This is a genomic window from Halopseudomonas yangmingensis (assembly GCF_900114825.1).
Taxonomy (GTDB): domain Bacteria; phylum Pseudomonadota; class Gammaproteobacteria; order Pseudomonadales; family Pseudomonadaceae; genus Halopseudomonas; species Halopseudomonas yangmingensis.
The window spans coordinates 252,160-266,579 of the sequence record NZ_FOUI01000001.1; the positions used below are offsets into that span (position 1 = coordinate 252,160).

General features: G+C 59.3%; 18 protein-coding genes. 16 read left to right on the forward strand and 2 right to left on the reverse strand.

Features of this window, described 5'->3' with window-relative positions:
• The first annotated feature begins 1 nt into the window (after position 1).
• From BMZ23_RS01240 to BMZ23_RS01290, 11 genes are all read left to right on the forward strand, one after another.
• The gene (locus BMZ23_RS01240; protein WP_177197184.1) at positions 2-733 is read left to right on the forward strand and encodes an RNA polymerase sigma factor FliA; all 732 of its coding nucleotides are present in this window, start codon (positions 2-4) and stop codon (positions 731-733) included.
• A 177-nt stretch (positions 734-910) separates the two neighbouring features.
• Entirely contained in the window at positions 911-1,285 is a 375-nt protein-coding gene (locus BMZ23_RS01245) for a chemotaxis response regulator CheY (protein WP_093472108.1), read from the forward strand.
• 18 nt (positions 1,286-1,303) lie between these two features.
• Positions 1,304-2,101, forward strand: coding sequence for a protein phosphatase CheZ (locus BMZ23_RS01250; protein WP_093471570.1), 798 nt, complete (start codon positions 1,304-1,306; stop codon positions 2,099-2,101).
• A 12-nt stretch (positions 2,102-2,113) separates the two neighbouring features.
• Positions 2,114-4,342 carry a chemotaxis protein CheA gene (locus BMZ23_RS01255; RefSeq protein WP_093471572.1) on the forward strand — a complete coding sequence of 743 codons (2,229 nt, stop codon included), beginning with the start codon at positions 2,114-2,116 and terminating at the stop codon, positions 4,340-4,342.
• Between the two features lie 85 nt (positions 4,343-4,427).
• Entirely contained in the window at positions 4,428-5,570 is a 1,143-nt protein-coding gene (locus tag BMZ23_RS01260) for a protein-glutamate methylesterase/protein-glutamine glutaminase (RefSeq protein ID WP_093471574.1), read from the forward strand.
• Entirely contained in the window at positions 5,570-6,310 is a 741-nt protein-coding gene (locus tag BMZ23_RS01265; protein WP_093471576.1) for a flagellar motor protein, read from the forward strand. Before BMZ23_RS01260 ends, BMZ23_RS01265 begins: the two co-directional genes overlap by 1 nt.
• 2 nt (positions 6,311-6,312) lie before the next feature.
• Positions 6,313-7,119, forward strand: a complete 807-nt coding sequence (gene motD, locus BMZ23_RS01270; protein WP_093471578.1) for a flagellar motor protein MotD — start codon at positions 6,313-6,315, stop codon at positions 7,117-7,119.
• 43 nt (positions 7,120-7,162) lie between these two features.
• Positions 7,163-7,978 (forward strand): ParA family protein, encoded by an 816-nt coding sequence (locus BMZ23_RS01275; protein ID WP_093471580.1) that lies wholly within the window; start codon positions 7,163-7,165, stop codon positions 7,976-7,978.
• Positions 7,975-8,670: a chemotaxis protein CheW gene (locus tag BMZ23_RS01280; protein ID WP_093471582.1), complete on the forward strand. Its 696-nt coding sequence runs from the start codon at positions 7,975-7,977 to the stop codon at positions 8,668-8,670. Before BMZ23_RS01275 ends, BMZ23_RS01280 begins: the two co-directional genes overlap by 4 nt.
• Before the next feature lie 89 nt (positions 8,671-8,759).
• Positions 8,760-9,239 carry a chemotaxis protein CheW gene (locus BMZ23_RS01285; protein WP_093471584.1) on the forward strand — a complete coding sequence of 160 codons (480 nt, stop codon included), beginning with the start codon at positions 8,760-8,762 and terminating at the stop codon, positions 9,237-9,239.
• A gap of 16 nt (positions 9,240-9,255) precedes the next feature.
• Positions 9,256-9,642 carry a DUF2802 domain-containing protein gene (locus tag BMZ23_RS01290; protein ID WP_143069543.1) on the forward strand — a complete coding sequence of 129 codons (387 nt, stop codon included), beginning with the start codon at positions 9,256-9,258 and terminating at the stop codon, positions 9,640-9,642.
• 1 nt (position 9,643) lies between these two features.
• Here BMZ23_RS01290 and BMZ23_RS01295 read toward each other — a convergent pair whose 3' ends face one another.
• Entirely contained in the window at positions 9,644-9,970 is a 327-nt protein-coding gene (locus BMZ23_RS01295) for an EscU/YscU/HrcU family type III secretion system export apparatus switch protein (protein ID WP_093471589.1), read from the reverse strand.
• A complete protein-coding gene (fliK, locus tag BMZ23_RS01300; protein WP_093471591.1) occupies positions 9,970-11,553 on the reverse strand; it encodes a flagellar hook-length control protein FliK in 1,584 nt (527 codons plus the stop codon). The genes BMZ23_RS01295 and fliK overlap by 1 nt, the downstream gene beginning before the upstream one ends.
• Positions 11,554-11,716: 163 nt before the next feature.
• On the opposite strand from fliK, the gene ccmA reads away from it, so the two are divergent.
• From ccmA to ccmE, 5 genes are read left to right on the forward strand one after another with little or no spacing between them, the layout of a single operon-like run.
• The gene (gene ccmA, locus BMZ23_RS01305) at positions 11,717-12,352 is read left to right on the forward strand and encodes a cytochrome c biogenesis heme-transporting ATPase CcmA (protein WP_093472111.1); all 636 of its coding nucleotides are present in this window, start codon (positions 11,717-11,719) and stop codon (positions 12,350-12,352) included.
• Positions 12,352-13,023: a heme exporter protein CcmB gene (gene ccmB, locus BMZ23_RS01310; protein WP_093471593.1), complete on the forward strand. Its 672-nt coding sequence runs from the start codon at positions 12,352-12,354 to the stop codon at positions 13,021-13,023. Before ccmA ends, ccmB begins: the two co-directional genes overlap by 1 nt.
• Before the next feature lie 19 nt (positions 13,024-13,042).
• Complete coding sequence (locus BMZ23_RS01315; protein ID WP_093471595.1) at positions 13,043-13,786, forward strand: heme ABC transporter permease; 744 nt, start codon at positions 13,043-13,045, stop codon at positions 13,784-13,786.
• On the forward strand, positions 13,783-13,950 hold the full coding sequence (gene ccmD, locus BMZ23_RS01320; protein WP_093471597.1) for a heme exporter protein CcmD: 168 nt from the start codon (positions 13,783-13,785) through the stop codon (positions 13,948-13,950). Before BMZ23_RS01315 ends, ccmD begins: the two co-directional genes overlap by 4 nt.
• 1 nt (position 13,951) lies before the next feature.
• Positions 13,952-14,416, forward strand: coding sequence for a cytochrome c maturation protein CcmE (ccmE, locus tag BMZ23_RS01325; protein WP_093471599.1), 465 nt, complete (start codon positions 13,952-13,954; stop codon positions 14,414-14,416).
• Positions 14,417-14,420 lie beyond the last annotated feature (4 nt).

The window sequence follows — 14,420 nt, forward strand, 5'->3', positions numbered from 1 at the left end:
AATGAATGCAGGTGGCTTGAGCATGTATACCCGAGCAGGGGTGGGCAGAGATTCGCAGGACCAGTTGCTGGAGCGTTTTGCTCCGCTGGTGAAGCGTATTGCCTATCATTTGTTGGGGCGTCTGCCAGCCAGTGTGCAGGTGGATGACCTGATGCAGGCCGGCATGATTGGTCTGCTTGAGGCAGCACGCAAGTTCGAGCAAGGCAAGGGTGCCAGCTTTGAAACCTTTGCCGGCATTCGCATTCGTGGCGCCATGCTGGACGAGGTGCGCCGAGGCGACTGGGCGCCTCGTTCGGTACATCGCAACAGCCGTATGGTCAGTGAAGCCATACGCGCGGTTGAGTCCCGGCTGGGTCGGGATGCGCGAGATATCGAAGTTGCCGAACATATGGGGGTGAGTATTGAGGAATATTACGCCATACTCAGTGACACCCGCGGCAGCAAGCTGTTCAGTTTTGAGGATTTGCTTGAGGCGGGGCACCAGGAGGAAGGCAGTGGCGATGGCAGCCCGTTTGAAGGGTTGCAGGACGAACGCTTCAGAAGTGCTCTGGTAGAGGCCATTGACGGTCTGCCGGAGCGTGAGCGTCTGTTGTTGTCGCTGTATTACGAGCAGGAACTCAATCTCAAGGAAATCGGTGCCATACTGGGCGTCAGTGAGTCACGCGTTAGTCAGTTGCACAGTCAGTGTGCAGCGCGATTGCGCGCAAGACTGGCTGACTGGCAGAGTACTTGAATGGTTGTTACCCGGCATCGGACAATGCCGGTCTGATGCTCCGGCGCAAGTTCGCCCGCGGCGGCAGTGACGGAGGTATCCGATGTGCCAGTGAGGGTGCTCGGAGACAGCATGGGTTAACGGCGTGCGCTGAAGCGCTTGGCTCTGGTTTGTACGGAGGTCCGCTTGGACAAGAACATGAAAATTCTCATCGTGGACGATTTTTCCACGATGCGGCGCATCATCAAGAATCTGCTGCGGGACCTGGGCTTTACCAATACAGCCGAGGCAGATGACGGCACTTCCGCGTTGCCTATGCTGCAGAGTGGCAATTTCGATTTTCTCATTACTGACTGGAACATGCCGGGCATGACAGGTATCGACCTGTTGCGTGCAGTGCGTGCGGATGACCGGCTCAAGCATTTGCCTGTATTGATGGTGACTGCCGAGGCCAAGCGTGACCAGATCATCGAGGCAGCCCAGGCCGGCGTCAACGGTTACGTGGTCAAGCCTTTTACCGCTCAAGCCCTGAAAGAAAAGATCGAGAAGATTTTCGAACGCGTGCAATCGTAAAACAACCGGGGTACAGATATGGCTTTGAGTAAAGATCCCGGACAGTTGACCGCGCAGGAGTATGAAGATTCTCTCAGGGAAAACGCGCGCCAGCTGGTCGACCTGATAGAACAGGGCAGTTTCGGTGAGGCTATCCTGGTTATTCACGCGATCAATCAGGCGCGTGATCGTGGCCTCTATTACGAAGTCGGCAAGCTTACCCGTGCCTTGCACAATGCAATCGTCAACTTCCAGATTGATACCACGCACGCACTCGGCGAGGGCGAGACTGAAGATGTATCGCGCATCACCGATGCATCGGACCGGCTGGATTATGTGGTCAGGCTGACCGACAAGGCTGCCAATCGTACTATGGATCTGGTTGAAAACAGTGCGCCGGTGGTGAGTGCGCTGGGTGAGCAGGCGACGTCGTTGAAGGCTGAGTGGCAACGTCTTCAGCGTCGCGAGATCGGACCAGCGGAATTCCGAGATCTTTATCGCCGTATCGGCGCCTTCCTTGAACACACCGAACACTCGACTGATCAGCTCAATGGCAATCTCAACGAGATTCTTCTGGCCCAGGACTATCAGGATCTGACCGGCCAGGTGATCAAGCGGGTTATCACGCTTGTACATGACGTGGAAGAAAGTCTGGTAAGCCTTGTGCGTATGGCCGGACAGGTGGACAAGATGGCAGGCATCCAGCATGCCGAAGGTGTTGAGCAGAACACCGGCTCCTCGCAGGGCGAAGGTCCGCAGATGAATGCCGAGACGCGTGAAGATGTAGTGTCAGGTCAGGACGAGGTGGATGACCTGTTGTCCAGCCTGGGCTTCTAAGGGGAAAGACGCATGAGCTTTGAAGCGGATGAAGAGATTCTCCAGGACTTTCTGGTTGAAGCCGGAGAGATTCTGGACCAGCTGTCCGAGCAACTGGTGGAGTTGGAAAACCGTCCCGACGACATGGACCTGCTGAATGCCATTTTTCGCGGCTTTCATACGGTCAAGGGCGGTGCCGGCTTTTTGCAGCTGGATCCGTTGGTGGCGTGCTGCCACATTGCCGAGAACGTGTTCGACATCCTGCGCAAGGGTGAACGTCAGGTTACCTCTGATCTGATGGACGTGGTGTTGCAGGCGCTTGATAGTGTGAATGCGATGTTTGCCCAGGTGCGTGAGCGCAGCGAGGTTCAGCCGGCTGATCCGGCACTGCTACAGGCACTGGCGCAACTGGCGCAGCCCGGCGCAGCGGCACCTGAGCCGGCCCCGGTGGTCACGGCTGCCCCGGTTGAGGCTCCGTCTCCGGTCGCACCTGCGGCGACTTCTGTCACGCCCGATTCCCAGGGTGACATTACCGACGATGAATTTGAGCAATTGCTGGACGCATTGCATGCCGATCCTGAAGGGGATGAAGGCGTGGGCAGTGCTGCTGATGTGATCAGCGACGATGAGTTTGAGTCCCTGCTGGATGAGCTGCATGGCCCTGGTAAGGGGCCCTCGGCTGCCGACTTGCTCGCTGCAGATGCAGCCGCCCCGACTACCGATGAAATCAATGATGACGAGTTCGAGGCGTTACTCGATCAGTTGCATGGCAAGGGTGGCGCGCCGGGTAAAGGTGCGGCAGCAGAGCCGGCCCAGCCAGCGGCTGCAGCAGCGTCACCGCCAGCTGCGGGTGCTGATGACCAGATTACCGATGACGAGTTTGAAGCGCTGCTGGATCAGCTTCACGGCAAGGGAAGCGCGCCGGGCAAGGCGGCTGCAGAGGCAGCGTCGTCTGTACCGGCCAGCCAGCCACGCATTGAACCTCCGCCAGCCCCCGCAGCTGCTGCCAAGCCGGCTGCTGTAACCGGCACGAGTGCCCCGGCTCCGGCCGCTGTGCGTGAAAAGTCGCCTGCTGCGCCTGCCGAGGCAGCGACTGCGGAAACCACGGTGCGCGTGGATACGGCGCGTCTTGACGACATCATGAATATGGTGGGTGAGCTGGTTCTGGTGCGTAACCGGCTGGTGCGTCTGGGCGTAAGCAGCGGTGATGAAGAACTGGGCAAGGCAGTTGCCAACCTGGATGTGGTCACCGGTGATTTGCAGATGGCGGTGATGAAAACCCGCATGCAGCCGATCAAGAAAGTTTTCGGCCGCTTCCCGCGGGTGGTGAGGGATCTTGCGCGTAACCTGAAAAAGGAAATCAACCTTGAACTGATTGGTGAAGAAACCGATCTGGACAAAAATCTGGTTGAGGCGCTGGCGGATCCTTTGGTGCACCTGGTGCGTAACTCGGTAGATCATGGCATCGAATCGCCCGAGGAGCGCGAGCAGGCAGGCAAATCGCGTACCGGCAAGGTAGTGCTGGCGGCCGCTCAGGAAGGTGACCACATTCTGCTGACCATCACGGACGATGGCAAAGGCATGGATCCCGAGATTCTGCGTGCCAAGGCCGTGGAAAAGGGCATGATGGACAAGGATGCAGCAGAACGCTTGAGTGAAGCCGAATGCTTCAACCTGATTCTGGCCCCGGGCTTCTCGACCAAGACGGAAATTTCCGATGTGTCCGGCCGCGGTGTCGGCATGGATGTGGTGAAAACCAAGATTTCCCAGCTTAACGGCACCATCAATATCGAGTCGACCAAGGGCAAGGGATCGCGGATCGCCATCAAGGTGCCCTTGACCCTGGCTATTATGCCGACGCTGATGGTGATGCTCGGTCGTCAGGCCTTTGCACTGCCGTTGGTCAGCGTCAACGAAATCTACAGTCTGGACCTGTCGCGTACCAATGTGGTGGACGGACAGGAAGTAATCATTGTTCGCAACAAGCCATTACCCCTGTTCTACCTCAAGCGCTGGTTGATGCCGGGCGACGAAATTACCAACCATGCTGCAGCCAGTGTGGTGATCGTCTCGGTTGGCACCCAGCGTGTCGGCTTTGTGGTTGACCAGTTGGTCGGGCAGGAAGAAGTGGTCATCAAACCGCTTGGGCGGATGCTGCAGGGAACTGCGGGCATGGCCGGGGCGACTATTACCGGTGACGGGCGCATTGCCTTGATTCTTGATGTTCCAGGACTGCTGAAGCGCTATGCGCGGCGTATCTGAGGCGGCTAGCAGCTCTGCTGCGGCTGTCTGAGGGAACGGTGTTTTTCAGTCGCAGCACCTTATTGCTGCGGTTTCAGGAGAGAGTATGCAGGTCAAGGTGCTGGTGGTTGACGATTCAGGGTTTTTTCGTCGGCGTGTGACGGAAATTCTCGGCCAGGACCCTGATATTGTGGTCGTGGGTACTGCCAGCAACGGGCAGGAAGCGGTAGACAAGGCGCAGCAGTTGCGGCCTGACGTGATCACCATGGATTACGAAATGCCGCTGATGGACGGCATTACTGCGGTCAAACAGATCATGCAGCGCTGTCCGACGCCTGTTCTGATGTTCTCTTCGCTGACGTATGAGGGCGCGCGGGTCAGCCTGGATGCGCTCGAGGCGGGTGCTGCTGATTTTCTGCCGAAGAACTTCGAGGACATCTCGCGCAACCCTGAGCGGGTCAAACAACTGCTCTGCGAGCGGGTTCACACGCTGGCACGCAGTAATCGTCGCTCCCTCGGCATGAGCAGCCCTGCCCCCGCTGCGCCGCCTGCCAGTTCAATCCCTGCATCCAGCCCGCCGCGCGCCAGCGAGCGGGCGGCCAGACCGGCCGCGTCGGTTCAAGTCGCGTCATCAGAGCGGGCGCCTGCGCCAGCCGCACGTGCCAGTGCGTCGGTAGCGCCAAAAAAACGCAGTTACCGCCTTGTCGCAATCGGCACCTCAACCGGTGGGCCGGTGGCCTTGCAGAAGGTGCTAACCCGTTTGCCTGCGAGTTTTCCGGCTCCCTTGCTGTTGATCCAGCATATGCCGGCGGCCTTTACCAAGGCCTTTGCCGAGCGGCTGGACAAGTTGTGCCGCATTACTGTCAAGGAAGCCGAGGATGGTGATCAATTGCGCCCCGGTGTGGCGCTGCTGGCGCCCGGCGGGAAGCAAATGATGGTTGATGCGCGTGGCACGGTACGGATTCTTCCCGGTGATGAGCGACTCAACTACAAGCCGTGTGTTGATATCACCTTCGGTGCGGCGGCCAAGGCATTCGGTGACAAGGTGCTGGCGGTAGTTCTGACCGGTATGGGCGCAGACGGTCGGGAGGGGGCGCGCATGCTCAAGCAGGCCGGCAGCAGTGTCTGGGCGCAGGACGAGGCCAGTTGTGTGATCTATGGCATGCCGATGGCGGTAGCCAAGGCCAATCTGGCTGATGGTATTTACAGTCTGGATGATATCGGCCAGTACCTGGCAGAGTTGGGCTGATGGATATTCTCAGCATCATCGGCGTCATTCTGGCTTTTGTGGCCATTCTGGGAGGCAACTACCTGGAAGGCGGTCATGCTGGTGCTTTGCTGAACGGGCCTGCAGCCTTGATTGTGCTCGGTGGAACCCTGGCAGCTGCGTTCATTCAGACTCCATTGGCGGTTTTCAAGCGGTCGTTGGTGATAGTGCCCTGGATATTCTTTCCGCCTGCAAGTCGTATGCGCGAAGGCATTGCTCAGATCGTCAACTGGAGCACCATTGCTCGCAAGGAAGGTTTGCTGGGGCTGGAGCCGCTGGCTGACAGTGAGCCAGATGCTTACGCTCGCAAGGGCTTGCAGTTGCTGGTTGATGGCAGCGAGCCGGAGTCGCTTCGCAGTATTCTCGAAGTTGATCTGCTGACGCGCGAGAATCACGACCTGATGGCGGCCAAGGTTTACGAGAGCATGGGCGGTTACTCACCGACAATCGGCATTATTGGCGCGGTGATGGGGTTGATTCATGTCATGGGCAACCTGTCTGACCCTTCTCTGCTTGGTTCCGGTATTGCGGTAGCCTTTGTTGCCACCATCTATGGCGTGGCGTTGGCCAACCTCTTTCTGTTGCCGGTAGCCAACAAGCTGAAATCCCTGGTCATGCAGCAGTCGCGGTATCGCGAGATGATGCTCGAGGGCTTGCTGGCTATTTCCGAGGGTGAAAACCCACGCTCCATCGAGATGAAGCTTGAGGGCTTCCTGGAGTAATCATGCGCCGCCGCCGTCCACAGGAGCATGAAAACCACGAACGCTGGCTGGTGTCCTACGCCGACTTCATTACCCTGTTGTTTGCATTTTTTGTGGTTATGTATTCGATTTCTTCCGTCAACGAAGGGAAATACAAGGTCCTTTCCGATGCACTCACCGGTGTGTTCAATCAGCCGCAGCGTACGGTAAATCCGATTCAGGTTGGCGATCAGACACCGCGCGGGGTCCAGCAGGGTGAGATGGAGGGTGGCTCCAGCGGGGCGGGTAGTGCTGATCCTCTGGAACAGATGGCTTCGGCATTGCGTGAGGCTTTTGGCGACCTGATCAGTGACGGTGATCTCGAAGTGCGTGGTAATGAGCTGTGGATCGAGATCGAGTTGAACTCTTCCCTGTTGTTTCCCAGTGCGGATGCCTTGCCTTTGAATGAAGCCTTTCCGGTGGTCGAGCGAATAGCCTCCATTCTGGGTTCCTACGAAAACCCGATTCACGTCGAGGGCTTCACTGATAATCTGCCGATCAATTCGCGGGCCTACCCAACCAACTGGGAGCTCTCGGCAGCACGGGCTGCTACTGTGGTACGCATGCTGGCCAACGGTGGCGTGGCGCCTGAACGGATGGCGGCGGTGGGTTATGGCGAATTCCGCCCGATAGCCGATAACGCTACCGCCGCCGGTCGGCGTGCGAACCGGCGGGTAGTGCTGCTGGTGTCGCGTTACCTTGAACAACGCCATACGCCATTCAGTGGTGCCGAGGGTGTGGATGGCATGCGCGAAGCCAGAAGCCGGGCATCCGGTGGAGCGCAGCCATGAGTGTCGAACCAATCGCCGCGGGCTGTCTGACAGGAGAAAATGCATGAGAGTCTGGGCGGTAGCCAACCAGAAGGGCGGAGTCGGCAAAACCACCAGTGTGGTTTCCCTTGCGGGCTTGCTGGCCGACCAGGGTCAGCGGGTGTTGCTGGTCGATCTGGATCCGCATGGCTCGCTGACCAGCTATTTCGGGCATGATCCCGACAGCCTGACACTCAGCGTGTTCAACCTGTTTCAGCACGCCGGTCAAGTTCCCGATGGACTGGCTGAGGCTTTACTGCTGGATACATCGCACGAAAATATCCGTCTGATTCCTGCCAGCACGGCGCTGGCAACCCTTGAACGCCAGACGGCGGGGCAGGGTGGCTACGGGTTGGTGCTGTCAAAATCGCTGGCCCAGCTGAATGATCAGTTCGACTTTGTTCTGCTCGACAGCCCGCCCTTGCTGGGTGTGTCGATGATCAACGCGCTGGCAGCCTGCGAGCAGTTGGTGATCCCGGTACAGACAGAACACCTGGCTCTGAAGGGGCTGGAGCGAATGATCAGTACGCTGGATATGATCAACCGGTCGCGTCAGCAGGATTTACCCTACACCATTGTGCCGACACTGTTTGACCGGCGTACCCAGGCGTCACTGAATGCCTTGCGGGTATTGCGGACCAAGTATGCGGCGAATCTCTGGCAGGCGTTCATTCCGGTTGACACCAAGTTCCGCGATGCCAGTCTGGCCGGCGTCGTGCCCTCACGGCTGGAGCCTGGCGCGCGCGGGGTGCTTGCCTACCGTGCATTGTTGCGTTATCTGTTGGCCAAGACATTGATCGATGCGCAGCAGCGCACGGCTGAGCATGCGGTGAAAAAATGAGCAAGTTGACCAAGGTCGAGCAATACGTTCCGGAACAGGCATTGCAATCCTATCTGGATTCGATGCTGCAGGAGGCTGCGGCCAGCCTTGCCGAGCCTGAGCCAGTGGTTGTGGCAACTGCGGAGTTGGCGGTGGAAACGCCGCCGGTTGCTGCGTTGCCCCGGCATATGCCGCTGGCTAGCCAGCCTCCTGCTGTGCCTCCGGCAGTCAGTGACGCACCTGTCTGGCGTGAGCAGCCGTTCGAGGCATTGCTGTTTGATGTGGCCGGCCTGTCGCTGGCGGTTCCACTGCTGGAGCTTGGCAGCATTCATACGCTGGACAGCGAGATAACCCCGTTGTTCGGTCAGCCAGGCTGGTTTCTTGGCTTGCTGTCCACGCCTGCAGGTAACCTGAAGGTCGTGGATACGGCGCGTCTGGTGATGCCCGAGCGTTATCGCCCGGAGTTGCGCGATAATATCCGCTACGTTATTTCCATCCAGGGTTGCGACTGGGCACTGGCGGTACATGCGGTAAGAGAATCCATACATTTGACGCAAGGACAGATCAAATGGCGCTCGCAACAGGGTAAGCGCGCCTGGCTGGCCGGCACCGTGATCGAACACATGTGTGCCCTGCTTGATGTGTCGCAGCTGTCGGTATTGCTTGATAGCGGCAGCAGGACTGGCAAAGGCGGCACTTCGGCATTAGGATGAATGGCATGCACTGCCGGCTTTCGCGCTACGCCACGGGTGGCCTGGTTCGGGATGCAGGTCGACATCACAACTGATCGGGAACTATCCATATGTCCAACAATACCGCCAAGAGCACTGAAGATCCGATCCTGCAATGGGTGACCTTCCGTCTCGACAATGAAACCTATGGCATCAACGTGATGCAGGTGCAGGAAGTCTTGCGTTATAGCGAGATTGCACCGGTGCCGGGTGCGCCGGCCTATGTGCTGGGTATTATCAACCTGCGCGGCAACGTTGTTACCGTAATCGATACCCGCCAGCGCTTCGGACTTGGCTCCACGCCGATTACCGACAACAGCCGGATCGTGATCATCGAGGCTGACAAGCAGGTGATCGGGATTCTGGTGGATAGCGTTGCAGAGGTTGTCTACCTGCGCCAATCCGAGATCGAGACGGCCCCGAATGTCGGCACCGATGAGTCGGCCAAGTTCATTCAGGGTGTGTGCAACAAGAACAACGAACTGCTGATCCTCGTCGATCTGGAAAAGATGATGACCGAGGACGAGTGGGCAGAGCTGCAGGGCTTCTGAGGTGCAGGGCGACGGCGTGCTGATATTGGCAGGCCTTGTTGCGGGGCTGCTGCTGGCTGCAGTAGTTGCCCTGTTCTGGTTGTTGCGCGGGAGTATCGATACCGGCCGTCGTCTGCAGCAACGTTTTGATGAGCTGCAGAGCCAGCAACGCCTGCTGGCTTCTGAACTGGCTGGCTTTCAGCAGACCAATATCCAGATGGGTGAGCAGTTGACCGTCCTCAACCAGCAGATCAAACGGTTGCAAGAACGTCAGCAGCAGGTCGAGCAGCAGGACCCGGTCAGTGTCTCCTACAGCCAGGCATCCCGCTTGGTCGGCTTGGGTGCCAGTGCTGACGATCTTACCCAGGCCTGCGGTATCACCAAGGCTGAAGCTGATTTGCTGATCAAGATGCACGCGCGCTGAGTCAGTCTCGCGGGTGCTGCGGTGATTCCAGCTGTAACGCTTGAACGGCCTTGTCCTCAGGATTGAATCCCGGCGGTGCCTTGCCTTTCAGATACCAGGCAAAGGCGATGATCTCGGCAATGGTGCGGTATAGCTCAACCGGTATCTGGTCTCCCAGCTCCAGTTGTACCAGCATGCGGGCCAGATCCGCATTCTGGTAGATGGGCACCTCGTGCTCCATGGCCAGTCGAATTATTTCCTGTGCCAGCTCATCCTCGCCTTTGGCGCTGACCGTTGGTGCCTGCGCGCCGTCATACACCAGAGCGATCGCTTCTGTTGAGGCTTTCATCAGGTGACCTCGTCTATCCAGTGTTGTTGCACGCTGCTGACCGGTTCCGGCGGGCTGCCTCGGCGGCAGGTGAGCGTGCCGATCTGCAATCCCTGTGCTTGCAGGCGTTCACGCAAGACTTCGGTTTCCGCACGAATGAGCTGTACCGTGCTGAGCTTTTCCGCCCAGAGTTCTGCACTGACCTGCCCGGATTGAAGGTGAGCAACCGCTTGCAAGGGTCCAAGCTGCTCCAGATGGAACTGCAGGCGTATCTCCCATTGCGGTTGCTTGCGCTTCTTGCCCTTTTCAGCACCGGGGTCGTCGCGCTGGATACGCAGCTGGATATGACTGAACTGCTGTTGTTCGCGCATCGGCACATCCAGCTGCCAGACTGTCTGGCTGCTGCCGTCAGCAAAGCTCTGGGTCTGGCCAAGGCTCTGGAACTGGTGGTGCTGGATACGTGACAGCAGTGCTGCGGTCAGACGCAGCAGGCTGCCCAGATCGCCGGTTTCACCTAGTGCCTGCAGCGCACGTGCCGGTATGGGGAAAAGGCCGGGGCGCAATTGCTGCGAGGCCATTGGCCAATGCTGGCCGGCTTGCAGTGCGGCGGCAGTTTGCGCGGCCGGTAGTTGGGCCTGCAGGGTCAGTAACAGATTGAGCAGGTTGGCCTTGAGATCGGCGCCAGGCGGGGCAGCCTGCTCTGCCGATACCGGAAGCTGGCTGACAGCTGCGAGCAGCCGCGCCAGTTCAACCGGGTTGCCTGCGCTTTTGAGTGCACTCAGAAGCTGTTGCAGTCCCTGCTCCATAAATAACCCGCTGCGTTGCAGTGCGCTGGCAAGCCCCTGGGGCGTGCCCAGTTGGCTGCTCTCGGGTATCTGGCTGAGTACCTGGGCAAGCGCCTGATTAAGCGACGGCGGCAAGCGGCTGGAGGTGTTATCCAGTAACTGGCTGGCGCGTTGCAGCAGTTGCTCCGGCGCGGCCTGGCGCTGCAAGGTGTCGCGCAGACCCTCAAGCAGTTGCAGCTGGCGTTGGCGCTCGCCAACGCTGGTCAGCTTCAACTCCCCTGTCTGGCCAACCACTGCTTGCAGCCGTGTGCCCGGCTCAACCGGATGCAGGCTGCGCAGTTGTAACTGGCTGCCGGCCTGCGGGCTGCTGGTGGTTGCAGTCAGAAGAAACCCTTTGCCTTCAGCCAGTGCTTGCTGGCTGGTTATCTGCAGGGTTACCCGGGTCCCTGCCGGGAAGTTGGCAGGGTCGAGGCGTGTCAGCAGTGGGGCTGCTGGTGCCAGTCGGGCCAGCAGACTGGTGACATTGACCTGCTCCAGTTGCAGGCGGCTACCGGTGGCAATGTTCTGCTGGCTGAGCAGTGTCAGGTCGCCAGGCGGCTGATTGCCATCGCCAGCCAGCCGAAGCAACAGACGGAATCCGCCAGCGCTGGCGGCCAGAGCGCTGATTACCTCGGCTTGCCTGCTGCCACGGGCAAACAGTGACGGGTCCAGCGGACCAAGGGTCTGCAGACTTATCGGTGGCGTGCGTGACGCCGTTGACGAGCTGCCTGACGTGGCAGCGGAGCTGCCCGGCGGCAAAGGGTTGAATTCCAGCGTCATGTTGTCACATGTTGATGTAAATCACGGGTCTGGGGGTAGGGGCTGTATGTATAATGGCGCCCAATACGGCACCGGCAGACTTGGTGTCTGGTCAGTATAGCGGTGCTGTGCGGGCAAACCCGAATTCGATTTTGCCAATAGTGCCGTCCAGCCTGGAGTGATGGTGAGCGCCCGGACCCTTGAAGTCGATACCTTGAGCTGCGAGCGCGATCTGCGCGAGCTGTTCAGCGGCCTGAGCTTCCGCCTGGAGCCTGGCAAGGTACTGCAGGTGGCCGGCCCCAACGGTTCCGGCAAGACCAGCCTGCTGCGTATCCTTGCCGGGCTGCTGCCAGCCGCGGAGGGAGACGTGCGCTACGACGGAGCCTCGATCTTTTCCGGGCAGGGCCGCGAGCAGTGGCGGCAAAACACGCTCTATATCGGCCATCAGCCGGCGGTCAAGGCAATGCTTACCCCGGAAGAGAACCTTGCATGGCTGTGTGCCCTGAAGCAGCCGGTCAGTCGCAAGGCGATCTGGTCGGCTCTTGAGCAGGTCGGGTTGCGCGGCTTCGAGGATGTGCCCAGTCGCAATCTCTCGGCCGGCCAGCACCGACGCGTGGCTCTGGCACGCCTCTATTTGCAACCGCTGCCGGTATGGATTCTCGATGAGCCATTTACTGCTATCGACAAGTCCGGTGTGGCCGGTCTGGAACAGCATGTGCTGGCTCACGCGGATGCAGGCGGCAGCGTGATACTTACCACCCACCACAGCCTTGAACACCTGCCGCAGGTGCAGGTGCTGGATCTGCGGGAGGGCTGCTGATGCGACAGGTGATCTGGTTGCTGTTCCGTCGCGAGTGGTTGCTGGCCTGGCGACGCCCGGGCGATCTGCTCAATCCGTTGGTGTTCTTTGCCATTGTCATCAGTTTGTTTCCGCTGGCAGTGGGTCCTGAGCCGGGCATGTTGCAGATCATGGCGCCCGGCGTGGTCTGGGTCGCTGCACTGCTGGCCACCCTGCTGTCGCTGGATGGCATGTTCCGCAGTGATTACGAGGATGGTTCGCTGGAGCAATGGGTCGTGTCGCCGCATCCGCTGTCCATGATGGTGCTGGTCAAGGTATTGCATCATTGGCTGTTGTCCGGCCTGCCGCTGGTGCTGCTGGCGCCATTGTTTGCACTGATGCTGGCGCTGCCTCTGAATGTGTTGCCGGTGCTGTGCCTGAGCCTGTTGCTGGGTACGCCGGTATTGAGCCTGCTTGGCGCTGTAGGCGCGGCGCTGACAGTCGGCCTGAAGGGCGGCGGCGTGCTTCTGGCACTGCTGATCCTGCCCCTGTACATTCCGGTGCTGGTGCTTGGTACCGGCGCGGTCGAAGCGGCCACCCAGGGTTTGCCGGTGGCCGGTTATCTGTTGTGGATGGGCTGTCTGAGCATGCTGGCGATCAGTCTGGCCCCGCTGGGCATTGCCGCAGGTCTGCGTATCGGTGTGAGTGAATGAGGCGAGGAGCATAGAACGGATGAACTGGACCTTTTTCTACAAGCTGGGATCACCCAAGTGGTTCTACGACATCAGCGGCCGCTGGTTGCCATGGTTCGCCGTGGCCACTGTGCTGTTGCTGGCCGTCGGGGTGGTGTGGGGCCTGGCCTTTGCCCCTGAGGATTACCAGCAGGGCAACAGCTTCCGCATCATCTATATCCACGTGCCGGCGGCTTTTGTCGCCCAGTCCTGCTATGTGATGCTGGCGGTGGCCGGTACTATCGGGCTGGTCTGGCGCATGAAGCTGGCCGATGTGGCGCTACAGTGCGCGGCACCGATCGGCGCCTGGATGACCTTTATCGCATTGGTCACCGGTGCCATCTGGGGCAAGCCGACCTGGGGTACCTACTGGGTCTGGGATGCGCGCCTGACCTCTATGCTGATCCTGTTGTTCCTGTACTTCGGCATCATTGCCTTGGGGCAGGCGATCAGCAACCGCGATACGGCAGCCAAGGCCACGGCAGTGCTGGCAATTGTCGGGGTCATCAACATCCCGATCATCAAGTACTCGGTGGACTGGTGGAATACCCTGCACCAGCCGGCCACCTTCAAGGTCACTGCCAAGCCGGCGATGCCGATGGAAATGTGGCTGCCGCTGCTGCTCACAGTGCTGGGCTTTTATGCCCTGTTCACCGTCAGCCTGCTGATGCGCATGCGCCTTGAAGTGTTGCGCCGCGAACAACGTACCCGCTGGGTGCGCGAGGAAATGGAGAAGCACGCATGAACGCACTGGCCGATTTCATTGCCATGGGTGGTCATGGCCCCTATGTCTGGTCCGCCTACGCGATTACTTTCGTGGTGTTGCTGCTGAATGTCGTGCAGCCCTGGCTGGCACGGCGGCAACTGGTTAAAGAAGAGGCGCGCCGTTTGCGCCGGGAGGTACGTTGATATGCATCCGCAACGCAAGAAAAAATTGTCGTTGATTCTGCTGTCGGTCGCCGGCTTGGGGATTGCCATAGCCCTGGCGCTGACCGCCCTTCAGCAAAATATCAACCTGTTCTACAGCCCTACCGAGATTGCCGAGGGTCTGGCGCCGCAGGATGCGCGCATCCGCGCCGGTGGACTGGTTGCCGAGGGTAGTGTGAAGCGCTCGGATACCAATCTGGATGTGGAGTTCCAGGTTACTGATGGCCAGGAATTCGTCACAGTGGCGTTTAACGGCATTCTTCCCGATCTGTTCCGTGAGGGGCAGGGGATTGTTGCACTCGGTCGCCTTAACGAGAACCGTGTACTGATCGCCGACGAGGTATTGGCCAAGCATGACGAGGAGTACATGCCGCCAGAAATCAACCGGGCCATGGAAAAGGTCAACCAGAACCAGTTTCACGGCAGTAACGCCCAAGCCCAATATTGATACG